Source organism: Bradyrhizobium neotropicale, assembly GCF_001641695.1.
Taxonomy (GTDB): Bacteria; Pseudomonadota; Alphaproteobacteria; order Rhizobiales; family Xanthobacteraceae; genus Bradyrhizobium; species Bradyrhizobium neotropicale.
On the sequence record NZ_LSEF01000037.1, the window covers coordinates 110,702 to 128,859 of the forward strand.

Genomic DNA, 18,158 nt, shown 5'->3' on the forward strand with positions numbered 1-18,158 from the left:
GCCGAGACCGCGGACGAGCCGACGCCGCCGAGCCAGGGCGGCGCCGAGGTCGTGCGCCTCGATCGTTTCCGCAAGAAATGATCTAGATCCGGAACGCGACCGCCACACGCAGGCAAACCGCCTATATAGATGAGCAACCGAAAGGCCGCGCATTCTCGCGCGGCAGAATGGATATGCTCATGGACAAGACCACCCGCCCCTCACGCCGCTCCGCAACCCGCGTCGAGACCGACAGCTTCGGCCCGATCGAGGTCCCCGCCGATCGCTATTGGGGCGCGCAGACCGAACGCTCGCGCCAGAACTTCCGTATCGGGCAGGATCGCATGCCGATCGCACTGGTGCATGCGCTCGGCATCGTCAAGCTGGCCGCTGCGCAGTCCAACCGCGAGCTCGGCCTGCTCGATCAGCGCCGGGCCAATGCCATCATCCGCGCTGCGCGCGAGGTGATCGCCGGCAGCCTGGACGATCATTTCCCGCTGGTGGTGTGGCAGACCGGCTCGGGCACGCAGAGCAACATGAATCTCAACGAGGTGATCGCCAACCGCGCCAATGAGCTGCTGGGCGGCGAACTCGGGGCCAAGAAGCCGGTCCATCCCAACGATCACGTCAACATGAGCCAGTCGTCGAACGACTCGTTCCCGACCGCGATGCATATCGCCGCAGCAAGCCGCATCACCGCCGACCTGATCCCCGCGCTCGGCGAGCTGCACCGCGCGCTGCGCAAGAAGGAGAATGAGTTCGCGAAGATCGTCAAGATCGGCCGCACCCACACCCAGGACGCGACGCCCCTGACGCTCGGACAGGAATTCTCCGGCTACGCCGCGCAGGTCGAAAGCGGCATCGCTCGGCTCAAGGTCGCGGTCAAGGATCTCCATCCGCTGGCGCAGGGCGGCACGGCCGTCGGCACCGGCCTCAACTCGAAGCCGCGCTTTGCAAAGCTGTTCGCCAAGCACGTGGCTGGCATTACCAAGCTGCCCTTCACCAGCGCCGCCAACAAATTCGAGGCGCTGGCCTCCAACGACGCCTATGTGCTGGTGCACGGCGCGATCAATTCGGTGGCGACGGGGCTGTTCAAGATCGCCAACGACATCCGCCTGCTCGGATCAGGCCCGCGCTCGGGACTCGGCGAATTGATCCTGCCGGAAAACGAGCCCGGTTCCTCGATCATGCCGGGCAAGGTCAATCCGACCCAGTGCGAGGCGATGACGATGGTGTGCTGCCAGGTGTTCGGCAATCACACCGCGATCACGGTCGCCGGCAGCCAGGGTCATTTCGAGCTCAACGTCTACAAGCCCGTGCTCGCCTACAACATGCTGCACTCGATCCGCCTCCTGGCGGACGCCGCGCGCTCCTTCACCGAACATTGCGTCAGCGGCATCCGCGCCGACGAGAAGCACATCAAGGAGCTGATGGAGCGGTCGCTGATGCTGGTCACCGCGCTCGCACCCAAGATCGGCTACGACAACGCGGCCAAGGTGGCGAAGACGGCGCACGCCAACGGCACCACGCTGAAGGAGGAGGCGCTACGGCTTGGATTCGTGTCGGCGGACGAGTTCGACCGCCTGGTGCAGCCCGGGAAGATGACCCGTCCGGGGTAATTCCGAATTCCGATAGTCATCCGTAATGATACGGACCCAAAACAGCATATTTATATGAGTTTAATGGGAAGGATTTGATTACCGTCAATGTTTCGGGGGGGATGCGTGCTACCGCAACCCTCTCACCCCTTCCCGGGGCCAGATTCATCGTTTGATGGTCCATCGGGCCGATTGACGAGGACGAGCGAATGACAATCAAATCTTATCGGGCACATTGCCGTGCCCTGTTTCTGAATATTTCATCGCGCCCGCCGAGGATCGGGTGATGGAGACGCGCCATGGGGAACGTCATCAACCTGAACCGCTTCAGGAAGCGGGCCGAGCGGGAAGCCTCGGCCAAACAGGCGGACGCCAACCGGACGAAGTTCGGCCGTACCAAGGCCGAGCGCACGGCGGAGGAGAAGCGCAAGGCGCAGGCGAAGGAGCAACTGGACCAGCATCTGATCGAGCGCGAGGAACAGCCATGAAATCGCCCGTCGTCAAACGATCGATAGTCGTCGCCGGCCACAAGACCAGCGTCAGCCTGGAAGAGGCGTTCTGGAACGGCATGAAAGAGATTTCCGGCCTGCGCAACATGACGCTGTCCGAGCTCGTGGGGGAGATCGACGGCGCTCGCCAGCAAGGCAACCTGTCGTCGGCGATCCGCCTGTTCGTTCTCGACTACTTCAAGAACCGCGCAGGGGCCGGTGCCGGGGCCGGGGCCGTCCCGGCCGAGCAGAAGGTCGCGGCTCAGTAAGCGCCAGAGACCGAGCCGGCCGTGTCTCGCCGGCTCACACTTTATAATCACTCTAAGGTGCGACCGGGGCAGGCCGAGCCGGCTTGACCTCAATGCCCCGCGTTGAAAATACAGGGCATGACCGACGACAATGACACGCGCTCGCAAATCCCGCTGGGTCTGGCCCAGCGCGGCTACACCGGCGTCATTCAGCACCTTTCCGCCAGGGACGCAGCCTCGGCCCTGCCCGACATCGAGCTCGAGAGCCGGCTGATCGAGCTCGGCTTCGTCGAGGGCGCTCGGGTGGAGATCCTGCACGAGGGCATCGTCGGGCGCGACCCGATCGCCGTCCGCGTCGACAACATCACGATCGCGGTACGTCGTCGCGAAGCCATGGCCATCATCGTCGCGTGACGCGGCCGGACCTTTGATCTCATGGAAGCACCCCTGCTGCATCTCGCCCTGGTGGGCACGCCAAACAGCGGCAAGACTTCGCTGTTCAATGCGCTGACCGGCAGCCGGCAGAAGGTCGCGAACTATCCGGGCGTCACCGTCGAGCGCAAGGAAGGCTTCTTCGTCACTCCCTTGGGACGCCAGGTCTCGGTGGTCGACCTCCCCGGCACCTATTCGCTGCGCGGCCGCAGCCCGGACGAGGAGATCACCCGCGACTTCGTGCTCGGCAAGGCCTCCGGCGAGAGCATGCCCGATCTCGTGCTGTGCGTGGCCGATTCGACCAATCTGCGGCTGACCATCCGCCTCCTGCTCGAGCTCAAGCGGACCGGTCGGCCGCTGATCCTGGTCCTCAACATGTTCGACATCGCGAGCCGCCGCGGCATTACGGTCGACGTGGAAGGCCTCGCCAAGGAGCTCGGCGTGCCCGTGGTCACCTCGATCGCGGTCCGCAAGGGCGGTACTGCCGACCTATTGAGGCTGACCGACGAGATCTCGGCCGAGCTCGACCCCGAGCCCCAGGAGAACAAGTGGCGCGCGCTCAGCGTCTCGGAGCTGCGCGCCACCCAGCGCGAAGCCGACCGGATCATCGCCGACTGCGTCAGCCTGCCGAGCCGCCCCGACACCTGGACCGCCCGGATCGATGCCGTGGTGCTGCACCCCGTCGGCGGGCTCCTGGTGCTCGCGCTGATCCTGTTCGTGATGTTCCAGGCAGTGTTCGCCTGGGCGCAGCCACTGATGGAACTGCTCAATTCCGGCTTCGATGCGCTCGGCGAGCTCGTGCACGACACCCTGCCCGCCGGCCTGTTGCAGAGCTTCCTGCAGAACGGCGTGATCTCCGGCGTCGGCAGCGTCATCGTGTTCCTGCCCCAGATCATCATCATCTTCCTGTTCATCCTGCTCCTGGAAGATTTCGGCTACATGGCGCGCGCCGCCTTCCTGATGGACCGCATCATGGGCGGCGCCGGCCTGCATGGCCGCGCCTTCATTCCGCTGCTGTCGAGCTTCGCCTGCGCCATCCCCGGCATCATGGCGACGCGCGTGATCGACAACAAGCGCGACCGCCTGACCACGATCCTGATCGCGCCGCTGATGACCTGCTCGGCGCGCATTCCGGTCTACACGCTGATCATCTCCGCCTTCATTCCGGCGAAAGAGGTCTGGGGCTTCATCAACCTGCAGGGCCTCGTGATGTTCGGCCTCTACGCCATGGGCATCATCAGCGCGCTTCTCGTCTCGTTCCTGATCAAGTTCTTCATGCTGCGCGACTATGCGCCGGCGCCGTTCATGCTGGAGCTGCCCGACTACAAGATGCCGCGCTTGAAATCGATCGCGATCGGCATCTTCACGCGGGCGAAGATGTTCCTGCAGCGCGCCGGCACCACGATCTTCTCGATGATGGTGCTGATCTGGTTTTTGGCCTCGTTCCCGCAGCCGCCGCTAGGTGCCACCGAGCCGGCGATCGACTTCAGCCTCGCCGCGATCATCGGCAAGGCGATCGAGCCCCTGCTCGCGCCCGTCGGCTTCAACTGGCAGATCGCCGTCGCCCTGATCCCGGGCATGGCGGCGCGCGAGGTCGCGGTCGCGGCGCTCGGCACCGTCTATGCGATCGAAGGCGGCAAGGAAGCGGCCGAGCAGATCGGCCAGGTGCTGGCGACGAAATGGTCGCTCGCGACCGCGCTGTCGATGCTGGCCTGGTATATCTTCGCGCCGCAATGCGCCTCGACCCTGGCGGTGATCCGGCGCGAGACCGGAAGCTGGACCTGGATGGCGGTGACCTTCACCTACATGCTGGTGCTCGCCTATGCCGCGAGCTTTTTGACGTACAACGTCGCCGTCGCGCTCGGCGCGGGGTAGCTCCTTGCGCTCATTGAGCTAGATCAACGCCCGGCTTGTCCCCGGCATCAAGGTCCGCCTCAGAGCACAGAGGACGGACCATGAATCCGCTGCTGAAGGAAATCCGGCACAGTCCACTCCTGTGGCTGCTGGTCTTCGTGCCGGTGGTGATCGCGCTCGAGCACTTCATGCCGGATGCGCACACGCTGCTCTTCATCCTCGCCGTGATCGCCATCGTTCCGCTTGCGAGCCTGCTCAGCCACGCGACGGAAGCCGTCGCCGAGAAGACCGGTGATGCCGTCGGCGGGCTTCTGAATGCCACGCTTGGGAATCTGACCGAGCTCATCATCGCGGTGACGGCCCTGCACGCCGGTCAATACATGCTGGTCAAGGCCTCCATCGCCGGTGCGATCGTGACCAACGCGCTGTTCATGCTCGGCGCGTCCCTGCTGCTGGGCGGACTGAGGCACCACGTGCAGGACTACAACCGGGCGGGCGGACGCCTCTATTCGGCGCTGCTGCTGATGGCCACGATCGCCCTGTTGTCGCCTTCCGCCGTGGCTGACCTCGAATTCCCCGGCAGGGAGACGGCGGTACATCGGTTGAGCGCAGCCTTGGCGCTTCTCCTGATTGTTGCCTACGGTCTCAGCCTGTTTTTCTCGCTGAAGACGCACAAGGAGCTGTTCGCCACCCAGGACCACGGCGAAGCGGCCGGACCGGTGCTGCCGATCGGGGTTGCCGTGCCGACGCTGATCGTCGTGACCGTGCTGGTCGCGCTCGTCAGTGAAATTTTCGTGGAGTCGGTGCAGAAGGCGGCCGAAACGCTCGGCATGAGCCCGGCCTTCGTCGGCTTCATCGTGGTTGCCCTTGTCGGCGCGGCAGCCGAGATGGCCGTTGCGTTCTCTGCGGCACGCCGGAATCGGCTCGACATGAGCGTCAGCATCGCACTGGGAAGCGCGTCCCAGATCGCCCTGTTCGTCGCGCCCGTCCTCGTGCTGCTCAGCTATGTCATCGGGCCGCAGCCGATGGACCTTCAATTCTGGCCCGGCGCGGTGACCATGGTCATGATCGCCACCGTGGTCACATGCTTCGTGAGCAATAGCGGACGCTCAGCCTGGTTCATCGGTGCTCTCCTGCTTTTCATCTACGCCATTTTCGCGATGACGCTCTACATGATCCCGCCCGGCTCGGCCGGCCCGGTCTAGGAGCGCATCAGGGCCGACATGGCGGACCGGCTGATGGGGTCCAACAAAAATATGAAAAACAACCCCATGCAAAGTAGCCGAGGCCACCAGTCATGACGGATGGCACATTCTGCGAAGCCATTTGACACGTCGGGCAAAACAGCGGCACGATGGCATCATCGCTAGCCCTGCTAGGCGAGCTGCTCCAGCAGAATTCTCGCGGCCTGCACGACCGGCGTGTCGAGCCCCTCGGTGAACCAGGCATGGACTGGCGTTAGCAGATCGCGCGCCTGCGCGCGCTTTTCCTGGCCGCGCCAGAGGCGGGCGAGGCTTGTGGCCGCGCGGAGCTCCCACAATTTCGCGCTTTGGCGGCATGCAAGATCGATGGAGCGTCGGAGACTTGCTTCCCCTGCCGCAGCATCGCCGATGTCGACCAGCAACTCTCCGCGGATACGGTGCAGGTTCGCTTCCGCCCAACGCTCTCCGGTCACCTCCATTTCGCGTTCGGCCTTGTCCAGTTCGTCGAGCCCATCCTTCGACCGGCCGATTTTCCCAAGTGCTTCGGCTAGGGACATGAACCAGGTCGGTTTGTAGAGGTAGCGGCGTTCGGCGTGCAATTCCGCGGGGAACTCTGCATGTAGCCTTGCCGGCTCGCTCCGGCCAAGCGCAATCAGGTAACATTGGCGGTGCCACTTGGCGAACTTCTCGTACTCCGAGAAGAATCCGTGTTGGGTCGAGTAGGCCTCCAACTTCGAGACCTGATCCAGCAGGACCGCAGGATCGGTCTCCATGCACGCATCGCAAATGGCGGCGTTCGCGAATATGACGACGGACGTGGCAACCCGATCGACCTCGCGGGCTCGCGCCAGTGCCTCGTCGCGGCGCGCACGCGCCTGATCCAGATAGCCGAGACCTGTCAGCGATCCCATGCTGACCGAAAGCAGGACCGCCTGAACGTCAATCATCCAGTTGCCAGGCAGGCGCGCCGGGTCGAGAAGACGAAGTGCCTCCTCGGTATCTGCGCGAGCCGATGCGAATTCACCCAGCCACAATCCGTTTTGTCCCCTCAGATAGTGCGCCACGGACGTGATCGCATTGGACGTCCATCGCAAGGCAGGCGAAGCCTTGTCCTGCCAAGACCTGCCGAGATCGAGGAGTTCGTCGGACAGTTGATACGCAGACCGCGGCTCGCCACGATACAAGCGATTGACGGCCTGACAGGTGAGGATGGTCGGGAGCTCGTCGGCCTGCTCCTGTCCCGCACAGAGCTCGCGGGCGCGGTCGAAGGCCTCACCTGCCGAGACTGAGCCGCCGCCGCGCGTGCCAAACCACGCCGAGCCAAGAGCGATCTGCAATCGCAGCTCGTGGCGACGGCGTTCGGGACCTTCGGGCAGGCCTTCGAGAAGACTGATGCCCTTGAGCAGCTGTGTCTCCGCCTCGGTCATCGCCGCATGCGCAATCGCCTGTTGGCCGGCCTGCCTGAGGTAGCCGACCGCCTTTCCCGTCAAACCGGCCGCCTCGCTGTGATGGGCGAGCAACGCCGGATGGGCCGTGACAGTCCCGGGAAACTGCTCTTCGAGCGTCTTGGTAATGCGGCCATGCAGGAGCTGGCGCTGGGTGCGCGACAGCGTCCCGTAGGCCGCGTCCTGCACCAAAGCGTGCTTGAACGTGTACTCCGCGTCGGGGGCAATACCGCGGCGGAAGATCAGCCCGGCCTCCACCAGTCGGGCAAGGGCATCATCGAGTCGATGCTGTGGCAGCCGAGCGACCGCAGCAATCAGCTCGTGAGAAAACGATCGGCCAAGGGCCGCGCCGATCTGCACGACCTCATGCGTTTCGGGCAGACGGTCAAGCCGCGCGAGCAGCGAGGCCTGCAATGTCGACGGGATCGCCAGCGGGATCACCTGTCCGCCTGCCCCGTTGCGACCACCGGCCTCGTCCAGAACGCCGCTCTCCATGACGGATCTGGTCAGCTCTTCGACGAACAGCGGCACGCCGTCGGTACGATCGACGATCTGGTCGAGTATGTCCTGGGGCAACGCCCTGCCGCCTGTCAGCGCCACGATCATCTGGGCGCGCTGGGCGGGAGGCAAACGACTGAGCGCGAGCAGAGTGACCTGCGGACGACCGATCCACGCCGGCGCGAACTCGGGCCGGAACGTGATGACGAGCAGAACCGGCATGGTCGCGACCCGCTCGACCATCAGGTCCAGCAATTCCAGCGACGTCGGGTCGATCCAATGGACATCCTCGAACACGATCAGCACCGGCGCACGCGCGGCCAGCCCCTCCAGCCGGGCGAGCAACGCCTGTAGCGTCTTCTCCTTGCGCTTCTGTGGGGTGAGATTGAGCGGCGGGTGGCGGGCGGATGTTACCGACAACAGATTCGCGATCAATGGTACGGCGTCGCGCGCTTCGTTCGTCGTCGGAGCAAGGACGGCCTCCAGCTTGTCCAGCCGCTGCTCATCGGTTTCGTCGCGACGAAACCCGGCGGCCCGTTCCAGCTGGCTGATGATCGGATAGAGCTCGTTGTCGCGGTGGTGAGGCGAGCAGAAGTGCGGCAGCCGGGCGTGCGATTCTTCCCGGAGCCGGTCTTGCAGCTCCACCGTCAGCCGCGACTTGCCGATCCCCGGCTCTCCCGCCAGCAGCACCACGCGCCCCTCCCCTTCCGTCGCATGCCGCCATCGGCGCTCCAACAGGTCGAGTTCTTCCTCGCGCCCGATGAGCGGCGTCGTCGCCGCGCGCAAGGCTTCGAACCTGCTGTCGACGCCACTCGGGCCCAGCACGTGACAGGCCCGAACCACCTCAGGGACGCCATTGAGTACCAACTCGCCAAGGTCGTTGCAGTCGAACAGATTGCCGACGAACTGGCGCGTGCTCGCTGCGATCAAGACGGTGCCGGGCGCGGCGACCTTTTGCAGGCCGCTTGCAAGCTGCACCGCTTCGCCGGCAATGACCTGCTGATCCGCACCATCGCCAAGGACATCACCGAAGACGACTGGCCCGGTTGCGATACCCGCACGCAGCTGCAGGGGGCCGAGGCTGACACCGTCAAGCCGGGAGACTGCATCGACGAGCGCAAGACCCGCACGAACCGCGCATTCGATGTCGTGCTCGTGCGCCTGTGGATGCCCGAAACAGGCCACCATCTCGGTCCCGGACAATTTGCCTATCACGCCGCCGGCGCGAGAGACGATCGGCGTGCAGCAGCGCCGATAGGCGGCAATCAAGGCCTCCAACTCTTCCGGATCGATTTGGGCCGCGAGCGCGCTCGTGCCGACAAGATCATAGGCGAGCACCGTGACCTGACGCCGCTCCGGCGCGCGCGGCGTTGCCGGCGCTTCCACATCGCTCTCGTCAGGAGGACGCGGCGCCGCCTCATCGCCGGGGATCACATCCTGCTGCTGGTTCCACTCGCGAAGGATCTCGCGGCGCAAGGCCTTCGTGATGGCGTCCGGTTCAATTCCCAGCTCCCTGGTCAGCAAATCCGCGCAGGTGCGGTACTGGCGAAGGGCGGCGCTGTGCCTGCCCTGTCGGTGATAGAGCTCCATCAATGTGCGATGGATACGCTCCTGAAGCGGGTCGACCGTCAGCAGCCGGGCCGCGATGTGAATGCCGCGCTCGACCGAACCATTCGACAGATGATGGTCGAGCAGACTGGTCATCGCTTCGAGCGCCAGCTCGCGGAAGCGCTCGCGTTCCGCGCGCATCCAGCTCTCGAACTCGGGAGCCGGCACCTCGAAACCGTCGAGAAGCTCGCCGCCATAGAGTGCGCTCGCCTGCTCGAGGTTGCCAACATCCTGTCGCGCCGCCAGATCGCAGAAAGCGACGACATCGCTTGTCAACGCGGTGGGTTCGAAGCCGATCGCATCCTCGTGAGCAACCAGGGCCCGTGAATCGATGTGCGACAGCGCCTTGCGCAGCAGGCTGAGCGCCTGTCGCAAACTGTCGCGTGCCTGAGCCTCGGTGCGATCGCCCCAAAGCAGCGCGGCAAGCTTTGGCCGCGCTTGAGCCTGACCCGGGTGGAGCACCAGATAAGCCAGCAATGCGCCGGCCTTCTTGGTCGACAGCGGGACCGGCTCGCCGAGATTGGTCTGGAGCCGAAAACCACCCAGCAGTGCGAGATTGACCTTCGCCATACCGGTCGCACGCGAGCTGAGGACGCCAACATGCGCCCGGATCGATGATTTTGCGATCCTATCACGCTGCGAACCACAGGTCGATTGCGGCGCATCGATAGCATGCTTCCGGACAGGGAGACGGCCATTGAGGCCGCTCAGCCCCGCCCAATGGAGGAAGCCATGCGCAAGCTTCGCTTGATCGTGCGCGCGGCACTCATCGTGCTCAGCGTTTGCTGCACCGGTGGCTCGTTACTGCCGATAATCGACGAGCTGGGACTTCCCGAGGACTGAGGAGATGTCACAATGAGTACGCTCATCGAGCTGAGACGGACGGCGGCACCAACGCGACATGTCTCAGGCCTGCTCCGGAGGTATTGGACGACGCTGCTGGCCCATCAACAGCGCCAGAGGTTGCGCGGCGACCTGTCGGGATTGTCCGATCGGGAGCTCCTGGACATGGGCATCTCCCGCGGCGAGATCGACTACGTCGCCGCGAACACCTCCGTTGATCCGCGAGGCGTCCGATCGGACGATCGTGAGCCGTCAGGGCCTGTGCAAGATCGCCTTCCCAACTGTCCCTTGGTACAATGACCGGGGCGACGATCGGTAACTAACGTCGCCGGGATCGACTGCTTCCTGGACAATATTTGGCTGCGGTACTGGAGCGGAGGCTGGCATGGCTGTTGTCGTCGTCACCGGGACAAGTACTGGAATCGGTCTTGCAACCGCAATCACTCTGGCGCGCGGCGGACATGTCGTCTTTGCGGGCATGCGAAATCTCGATAAGGGCGGCGAGCTTCGGGAGGTCACCGCAAAGGAGAACCTTCCGCTCAGGCTCGTGAAGCTCGACATCGACAGCGACAATTCGGTCAACGAAGCGTTCGGCGGGATCCTGAAGGAGGCCGGCCACATCGACGCGCTGGTCAATAACGCGGGAATTCTGGGACGGGGTTATGTCGAAGAGACGCCGATCGCGTTCTTCCGGCAAGTGATGGAAACGAACTTCTTCGGCAGCCTGCGCTGTATCCAGGCTGTCGTGCCCTCGATGCGAGAGCGGCGAAGCGGCTGCATCGTCAACATAACCTCGGTGGCAGGCCAGTTCGGAATGCCGCCGCAGGCGCCCTACGCCGCGTCAAAATGGGCCTTCGAAGGATTGAGCGAGTGCCTCGCGCAAGAGCTCAGCCCATTCAACGTCCGCGTTGCCATCGTGGAGCCGGGCGTGATCGCAACACCGATGACGACGACGCCGAGGCCCGCCCCGCCTCCGAGCCCCTACTCCATGCATGGGCGACGGATGGCGGCCTATTTCATGGCATCACTCGGCAGACCGACCTCGCCGTTCGATGTGGCCAGGACCATCCAGGATATCGTGGAAGGCAAGAGCACCAAGCTCCGAAACCCGGCCGGAGCCGACGGAGCGACGCTCATCAACTGGCGCAAGAGCAAAACAGACGAAGAGTGGGTCCATCTGGGTGCCGCAACCGACGAAGAGTGGCTCGCCGACGCGAAAAAACATTCCGAGCTCGATATCAAATTTTAACGAATTCCAGGCCGCTACAGGTCATGATGGCTGGCACATCCTGCCGAGCCATTTGACATGTCGGGCAAAACAGCGGCACGATGCCACGATCGAAGAATTGGGCACTGGACGCTTCGCGAGCGCACCATCGCGAAGATGACTTCGAGGGCTTGATCCAGATCAATCTACCTCCACGGGTAAGAACCAACAATCGTTGAGACATCGTCGCCGACTGGGCCCAGACTCGGGGGGGCACGGAGCGACCGACATGCCGCTGGCGGCATATTTCTGGAAGATCGGCGCGCTGTTGCTCGCCCTTCTCTTCGTCGCGGACTTTTGTCTGCCCAGGGCGCCGACCGTTCGGGACGCGGCTGCGGACCGGCCGACCATACGCATTCACTCCGAACAAAAATTGCCCGAGCGTGTGGTCTTGGATACCTCGGCTGCGCCTGTCGTATCGAATACGGCCACCGCGATCGCGGCGGCCCCGATCGCGCCACCTGTCGTCCGCGCGGAGACGTCGGCAGCAGCGAATGCATTGGCGATGCTGCCCCGTCCGCCCGAATCCGTCGATCGCAAGCGACAACGCAAGCCGCAACACGTCGCGACAAGGCCGAAGCGACATGTGAAGCCGCAGATGGATCCGTGGGCGCGGCCACAATTTGCATGGTTCGGATTCCGGCCCTGGTGATCGGCGCCCGGCCTATGCACTTCGTGCCACAGCTCATCGCTTGCAGACCGCCGAACCGCCGGGCACGTTGATGTGGATCAAGCAACAGGTCCACCCAAAGGGAATGCTGGATATCCTGAACCAAGTTGGAGGGGAGGATTCCAGAATGAGACACACGCGCGTCAGACTGATTTTGTTCGTAGCAGCCATCCTGGTTTGCGGCACGGGTTCGATCGAATGGTCGCCACAGGATGGCTTGTCACTTGCCATTTCGAGTGCCGAGGCAAGAGTGGGACGTCCTTTGACGCCGGTGAGCGTCGCAGGCGTCGCGCGCAGGACGACCCGGCGCGCGGTGGTCGGCGGCGCGGCCGTCGGAGCCGCCGCTGCCGGCACGGCATGCGTCCGCGTGCTGGTGAACGGCACCTACGTCTGCCGCTGACGCAGCTTTCGTCCCAGGCAGAGCGCTTCTTGCCGGAAAATAGCTTCGGGCCTCGGTCCACGCCGGGGCCCGCGTTTGCGTCTGCAACCGCCCCAAAGCGATCATGCAGTGACCAGCGTCACAGAGCCGATGCTTGCCTTTCGGCAGGTTCCGCATAGGCTGCGCACATATTGTTCGGGGCTGCGATGGGCGCGTTTCGCTGGTTTTCATTGTTCTTTTTCATCTGGCTCACCTGCGGCTCGGCCCATGCCGAGCGCCGCGTCGCGTTGGTGATTGGCAACTCCGCCTACAAGAACGTGCCGAAGCTCGCCAATCCCGTGAACGATGCCGCTCTGGTCGGTGGCATGTTGGGGAAGGCCGGATTCGAGAACGTGGAGGTCAAGGTCGACCTCGGTGCTCCCGAGATGCGCAAGGCGCTGCGCGAGTTCGGAATGAGGGCGCGCGATGCCGAGGTCGCCGTGATCTACTACGCCGGGCACGGGATCGAGATCGACGGGAACAACTACCTCATCCCGACCGATGCGGTTCTCGAGGTCGATACGGACGTCTACGACGAGGCCTTTGCGCTTGACCGTGTGCTGGCCACGGTCGAACCCGCCAAGCAGCTTCGGCTCGTCATTCTGGATGCCTGCCGCGACAATCCCTTCGCCAAGACCATGAAGCGCACGGTCGCCGCCCGCGCCATCGGGCGCGGCCTTGCCAAGATCGAGCCGACCAGCCCGAACACGATGATCGCGTTCGCCGCGAAGGCGGGGTCGACGGCTTCGGACGGCGATTCCAAAAACAGCCCGTTCACGGCCGCTCTCGTCGAGCGGCTGCCTACACCCGGTCTCGACCTGCGAAAAGCATTCGGCTTCGTCCGCGACGATGTCTTGAAGAACACGAGCTACAGGCAGGAGCCCTACGTCTACGGCTCGCTTGGTGGCGAGGACGTGCCATTGGTCCCGGCAAAACCGGCCGCCACGGGACCGCAGGCGAGCCCGGATGATGCGGTGCGCCGCGACTACGAGTTGGCGTTGCAGATCGGCACGCGAGAGGTCTGGACCGCTTTCCTCGCCAAATACACCGATGGGTTTTACGCCAGCCTCGCCAAAGGGCAGTTGAGCCGGATCGCAGCAGAGGAAGCGCGGGCCGCCGCCGCAGAGAAAGCCCGGCAGGCCGAGGACGAAAAGGCCCGTCTCGCGAGCGAGCGCGCGCAGAAGGCGGAGCAGGACAAGGCCGCGGCCGCAGCCAAGGCCGCCGAGGACGTTCGCCTCGCCGCCGAAAAGGCAAAGCAGATCGAGGAGACCAAGGCCGCAGCGGCCGAACAGCGGCGCAAGGAGGCCGAGGCAGCCGTCGCCAAGGCGGTTGCCGAAAAGCAGGCCGCCGAAAAGGCCCTCGCCGACAAGATCGCGAATGAGAAGGCAGCTGCGGAGCTGGCGGCCAAGCAAGCCGCGGAGAAGCAGGCCGCAGAGATGCAGGCGGCGGAGATGAAGGTGAAGAGCGAGAGCGAACAGAAAGTTGCCGCTCTGGCGCCGACCTCATCGCAACCAACTCTCTCGCCTCCGGAGATGGCGAAGCTGGTCCAATCCGAGTTGCGGCGTGTCGGATGTCTGACAGGAACTGGCGACGGCGACTGGAACGCGACGTCGCAGCGCTCGCTGACGCTGTTCAACAAATATGCCGGGACGAAGTTCGATGCGAAGCTCGCGAGCTTCGACGCGCTGGACGCGATCAAGGCCAAGCAAGGCCGCGTCTGCCCGCTGGTCTGCGATCACGGTTTCAGGGCCGACGGCGACGCCTGCGTGAAGATCACCTGTCGCGCGGGATACCGCGTCAACGACGACAACGAATGCGAGAAGGTGCCGGAGAAGAAGCCCGTTGCACGCGAGGACCAAAAGTCGCGCGATGCGGATCGTAAGCAGACGGAAGCAGCGCCATCGAAGCCACAGGCGAGCGGCCAGATCATCTGCGGCCAAGCCGGATGTCGACCCGTAAGATCCGGATGCAGGCTGGAACGATCCAGCGCAGCGCCCGGATCGGGGAGCACGGGCTCTGCATATGCGGGCAACGGCATGGGCGGATTGGTTGAAGTTTGCAGGTAGCATGTCCCCAGCCCGCTCCGTACTCCTGGACCTCGACGGAACGCTCGTCGATTCGCAGCCGGTCATTGTCGCAAGCAGCGTAGCGGCGCTGCGTGCGCTCGACGGATAGACTCCGTTTTCGGTCACTGAACTTGTCCAGCCGGCAACGTTTTGGCAAACAGAAGCGACCGGCAAAGACCTGCGCACTCGGATTTGAATCGCTTTCCGGCAATCGGCTGCGTATGGTCGGACGATGTCCCGCCTTATGTGTCTATCCCTTGCCATCGTTCTGTCGCTGCTGCCCTCGATCGCGCCGGCGGATCCCGTTCACAAGCGGCCCGCGCCGCGCTGGCACGGCTACGGCTTCCTGCCGGGCTATCGCCAGCCGCCGAGCAACAGCCAGCCGCTCTATGCGCAGAAGGACCCGACGTGGCGCGTCGCGCGCAACAACCGGCGCCCCTGGTACATCGACCCGGTCCCCCGCTATTACCGGTACTACGACGGCGAATGGCACTATTTCGGCCGGCCCGGCATCTATAACGGCCGCTACAATGGCGGCAGCTTCGGTCCGTGCTGGACGCGGACGCCGATCGGCCCGATCTGGAATTGCGGCTGATCAGCCAACATCTGAAATCAAGAGGCCGCCCACCGGGGGCGGCCTCTTGCTTGTGGTCGACATCAAATCGCTTGGTGTAGCCCTATTACTTTGTGTAGCCCTGGCTTGTGCACCACCACATGGCGTCACTCGCCGACGAGCCATGGTCCACGACGTATTTCCGGCACGCTTCGTAATTGACAGCATAGCGTTTGGCGCACGGAACGGAGGAAATGGTCCCGCCGCTCCAGGAGCATTTGTACTGAGCATTTGCCGTCGACATTGACAGGGTTGCGACAGCGAGTACCGCGACGACGAGCGACAAGGTCTTCATGGCTATCTCTCCCGGATTCCAGGGGATAGCGGATGCTATCCCAGGTGGTACGATAGCATGGCCTCGACCGCACCCATCCGAAGGTGTCATTCGCCGAAAGCTGAACAGCCATTCAAAAAAGTTCCTGCCTGGTTCCTGCAACGGCTGATGCCGGCAGCCGTTGACCCCCGCACCAACGATGCAGAGGAGGAACAGATGAACAAGCTCACTTACGCTCTTGCAGCGATTGCGACGCTTGCGGTCAGTGCCCCGACCATCGCAAACGCGGGCGGCGTCGGCGTCTATATCGGCGGCGACAGCGGCTATTACGGCGATCGCTATGATGGTCCGCGCGCACGCTTCTACGATCACGACCGCGGCTGGCATCATGGCTGGTACCATCGCGACTACGATCGCGGCGTGGTGATCCGCCGACATTACTGGGACGACTAACGCAGTCCCGCAATCATCGGGCTTGGAAGGCCTCGCGGAAGCGGGGCCTTCCTGTTCTTGCGAAACATTCGACGAAGTGAGCTCGTAGGGTGGGTTAGTTAGCCGGAGGCGTAACCCACCAACTTCTATCCGGGCTGTGAGAGAAGTGGTGGGTTACGCCGAGCGGACTGCGCTTCGCGCAGCCGCGCGGCTAACCCACCCTACGGACTCCTAACTCTTAGCGGAAATACCCCAGCACGAGATCGAGGTCCGAGGCGCCGGCGACGGTGCCGTTCAGCTCGGCGTCGATGACGCGGCGGCAGGCCTCGACTGCGGCCTGATCGCCGAGATCGTTGGCGGCTTCCAGCACGAGCCAGGCGGCGTCCACCGACGCCTTTTCCGGGGCTGCGCCGCCGGCATCGGCGGAAACAGCCTTGTTGAGATTCTTGTTCGGATTCTTGCGGGCTGCGGTGCCGAACTGAGGCAACATGGCAAATTCTCCCCTGCCAATTCCCGATGTTTAGTGCATCTGGAGCTCGGCCTGACGACCCGCGGCGGGGTCGGCGGCCGCGTTGTTCTTGCGCGACTGGTAGAACTTCAAAATGCTGCGCGACGTCTCGATGTTGAGGCGACCGAACTCGCGCTCGCTGTCGTTGAGGTCCCGCGCCGTGATCAGATGATCCTTGGCGCCGAGGAACAGCAGCGACATCGTGGTCTGCCAGGAGAAATCGAGCGCCTTGCACAGCACCAGCAGCATCTCGCGGTTGCGGTCCATCAGCGCGCGCTCGATCACGTCCACGGGGAGCGACGACAGCAGCGACAGGCCGATCTGCACCTCGTCGAAGCGGTGCTGGCGCGCGTAGTTCGAGATCGAATCCTGGTTGAGGTTGCCCTGGCGGTACTGCGTCGTCACCACGCGCTTGGCGACGAAGTAGCTGCGCGAGGACGGACCGAACTTGGATTGCAGGTCGCCGGTGACCTCGGTCACCGAGCTCTGGATCTGCGCCATCATCTCGGGACGCTCGGTCTCGAGCCGGCGGCGGACGTCCTCCGACGCTTTGGCGATGAGCTGCTGGAAGATGTGCCGCGGCACGTCCTTGCGCAGGCCAAGTTGTTCGGCAAGAATCGAATCTCCCTCGGCGCGCCTGACCATGTGCAGCAGGCCCGAGCCCGAGAAGCGCGCGCCCTCGTTCCTGGCGACGGCGGTCACGACCTCCTGGTCGCCGCGCTTGACCAGCACGTCGGTCACGGCCTCGCCGATCGACTGGCGCTGCGAGATCGCGAGAAGATGCGACTGGCCCTTGGTCATGGCGTTCCTGACCAGCACCTTCTCGTCGAGCCGGGTGGAGTCGCGCAGCACGGGGCCGGCGACATCGATCTCGTCGTCGAAGGCGAGCTGCTCGATGACGTTGAGCGGCGCGTGATCGCACGCCGCCATCAGCTCGGAGAGCTGCGTGCGCGCGGCGACCTCGATCTCATCGGCGAGCCGGCCGATGACCTCGCCGAACATGCTGATCTCGTCGTCGCTGTAGCGACCGGTGATCAACAGATCGGTCGCGTGCCACAGCGCGCGCGCGCGGCTTTCATCCGTGCCCCGCGCGATCGCGTCGTCCAGATCCTGCAGAAGCGATTTCGCCCCGTTCATGCGATAACCCCAGTTCTTGGCGAGCGATCCTGCCCCTGTTGGCAAGACGCCGAATTCCTCTTGAGCTGACGCTAGCCGTCAAACGCGAGAATTCGGTAAAATCGGCAAATCAGTTTTGCCGACCAATTTTCATTAAAATGCGGGGGAATGAATTCACCGCCGCGCAAGGCGCTCATCTGACGCAAGAGCTTGGAGCGCTGAAGCCTCCCCGGCGTCATGGCCGGGCTTCCGTGAAGCCTCAATTCAACTCAAGTTCGTTCAGGGATTCGACGGTGTCAGGACCAGCGGCGGCTTCGGCTTGGGCCTTGGCGGCGGCGGTCCCGGGGCCGGCCTCACCTCGATCGGCGGCGGCAGCGGGGCGACCTGCTGACTCGCGATCGGCGGGCCCTGTGTCGCGGGGGCTGCGTGCTGCGCCTTCGGCGTCGGAGCGGCCTTCGGCTTTTGCGGGATACGGCGCGGATCCTGGCCCGGCAACGGTATGTTGGCCGGCGCCGGCCCGGGCGCCGCGTCCGGAGCGACCAGGGTCGGAAGCGCCGCGGTGGCCGGCGGCGGCTCGCCGCGCTCGATGGCGTCCAGCC

16 protein-coding genes and 2 pseudogenes are annotated in these 18,158 nt (G+C 64.2%); 14 read left to right on the forward strand and 4 right to left on the reverse strand.

The annotated features are described in order from the left end of the window. The first annotated feature begins 167 nt into the window (after positions 1 to 167). From fumC to cax, 6 genes are all read left to right on the forward strand, one after another. Entirely contained in the window at positions 168 to 1,598 is a 1,431-nt protein-coding gene (gene fumC, locus AXW67_RS11100; RefSeq protein WP_063677914.1) for a class II fumarate hydratase, read from the forward strand. A gap of 278 nt (positions 1,599 to 1,876) precedes the next feature. Further along, positions 1,877 to 2,065: a DUF4169 family protein gene (locus AXW67_RS11105; protein ID WP_027551351.1), complete on the forward strand. Its 189-nt coding sequence runs from the start codon at positions 1,877 to 1,879 to the stop codon at positions 2,063 to 2,065. After that, a complete protein-coding gene (locus AXW67_RS11110) occupies positions 2,062 to 2,334 on the forward strand; it encodes a ribbon-helix-helix domain-containing protein (RefSeq protein ID WP_063677915.1) in 273 nt (90 codons plus the stop codon). Before AXW67_RS11105 ends, AXW67_RS11110 begins: the two co-directional genes overlap by 4 nt. 117 nt (positions 2,335 to 2,451) lie before the next feature. Further along, on the forward strand, positions 2,452 to 2,727 hold the full coding sequence (locus AXW67_RS11115; protein ID WP_027551353.1) for a FeoA family protein: 276 nt from the start codon (positions 2,452 to 2,454) through the stop codon (positions 2,725 to 2,727). A gap of 21 nt (positions 2,728 to 2,748) precedes the next feature. Continuing rightward, positions 2,749 to 4,620: a ferrous iron transporter B gene (gene feoB, locus AXW67_RS11120; RefSeq protein WP_063677916.1), complete on the forward strand. Its 1,872-nt coding sequence runs from the start codon at positions 2,749 to 2,751 to the stop codon at positions 4,618 to 4,620. An 80-nt stretch (positions 4,621 to 4,700) separates the two neighbouring features. Beyond that, on the forward strand, positions 4,701 to 5,804 hold the full coding sequence (gene cax, locus AXW67_RS11125; RefSeq protein ID WP_063677917.1) for a calcium/proton exchanger: 1,104 nt from the start codon (positions 4,701 to 4,703) through the stop codon (positions 5,802 to 5,804). Positions 5,805 to 5,974: 170 nt separating this feature from the next. Here cax and AXW67_RS11130 read toward each other — a convergent pair whose 3' ends face one another. Further along, on the reverse strand, positions 5,975 to 9,922 hold the full coding sequence (locus AXW67_RS11130) for an AfsR/SARP family transcriptional regulator (protein WP_063677918.1): 3,948 nt from the start codon (positions 9,920 to 9,922) through the stop codon (positions 5,975 to 5,977). A gap of 285 nt (positions 9,923 to 10,207) precedes the next feature. Here AXW67_RS11130 and AXW67_RS11140 point away from each other — a divergent pair, with 285 nt between their 5' ends. The 8 genes and pseudogenes from AXW67_RS11140 to AXW67_RS11175 all read left to right on the forward strand — a co-directional run bounded on the left by AXW67_RS11140 (position 10,208) and on the right by AXW67_RS11175 (position 15,956). After that, complete coding sequence (locus tag AXW67_RS11140) at positions 10,208 to 10,495, forward strand: DUF1127 domain-containing protein (protein WP_063677920.1); 288 nt, start codon at positions 10,208 to 10,210, stop codon at positions 10,493 to 10,495. An 85-nt stretch (positions 10,496 to 10,580) separates the two neighbouring features. Beyond that, positions 10,581 to 11,444 carry an SDR family oxidoreductase gene (locus AXW67_RS11145; protein WP_063677921.1) on the forward strand — a complete coding sequence of 288 codons (864 nt, stop codon included), beginning with the start codon at positions 10,581 to 10,583 and terminating at the stop codon, positions 11,442 to 11,444. A 247-nt stretch (positions 11,445 to 11,691) separates the two neighbouring features. Continuing rightward, complete coding sequence (locus AXW67_RS11150; protein ID WP_027551358.1) at positions 11,692 to 12,114, forward strand: hypothetical protein; 423 nt, start codon at positions 11,692 to 11,694, stop codon at positions 12,112 to 12,114. Between the two features lie 145 nt (positions 12,115 to 12,259). Next, positions 12,260 to 12,532, forward strand: a complete 273-nt coding sequence (locus AXW67_RS11155; RefSeq protein ID WP_063677922.1) for a hypothetical protein — start codon at positions 12,260 to 12,262, stop codon at positions 12,530 to 12,532. A 185-nt stretch (positions 12,533 to 12,717) separates the two neighbouring features. Continuing rightward, a complete protein-coding gene (locus AXW67_RS11160) occupies positions 12,718 to 14,616 on the forward strand; it encodes a caspase family protein (RefSeq protein WP_063677923.1) in 1,899 nt (632 codons plus the stop codon). Between the two features lies 1 nt (position 14,617). After that, positions 14,618 to 14,716: pseudogene (locus tag AXW67_RS43925) on the forward strand (HAD family hydrolase); the annotation flags it as partial. 132 nt (positions 14,717 to 14,848) lie between these two features. Next, a complete protein-coding gene (locus AXW67_RS11165; protein ID WP_063677924.1) occupies positions 14,849 to 15,211 on the forward strand; it encodes a hypothetical protein in 363 nt (120 codons plus the stop codon). A gap of 508 nt (positions 15,212 to 15,719) precedes the next feature. Then, positions 15,720 to 15,956, forward strand: a complete 237-nt coding sequence (locus tag AXW67_RS11175; RefSeq protein WP_063678043.1) for a hypothetical protein — start codon at positions 15,720 to 15,722, stop codon at positions 15,954 to 15,956. Between the two features lie 217 nt (positions 15,957 to 16,173). Here AXW67_RS11175 and AXW67_RS11180 read toward each other — a convergent pair whose 3' ends face one another. From AXW67_RS11180 to AXW67_RS11190, 3 genes and pseudogenes are all read right to left on the reverse strand, one after another. Further along, positions 16,174 to 16,425, reverse strand: a complete 252-nt coding sequence (locus AXW67_RS11180; RefSeq protein WP_027551363.1) for a hypothetical protein — start codon at positions 16,423 to 16,425, stop codon at positions 16,174 to 16,176. 30 nt (positions 16,426 to 16,455) lie between these two features. Beyond that, positions 16,456 to 17,580, reverse strand: coding sequence for a DUF2336 domain-containing protein (locus AXW67_RS11185; RefSeq protein WP_063677926.1), 1,125 nt, complete (start codon positions 17,578 to 17,580; stop codon positions 16,456 to 16,458). Positions 17,581 to 17,838: 258 nt separating this feature from the next. Beyond that, positions 17,839 to 18,158, reverse strand: a pseudogene (locus tag AXW67_RS11190) (hypothetical protein); the annotation flags it as partial.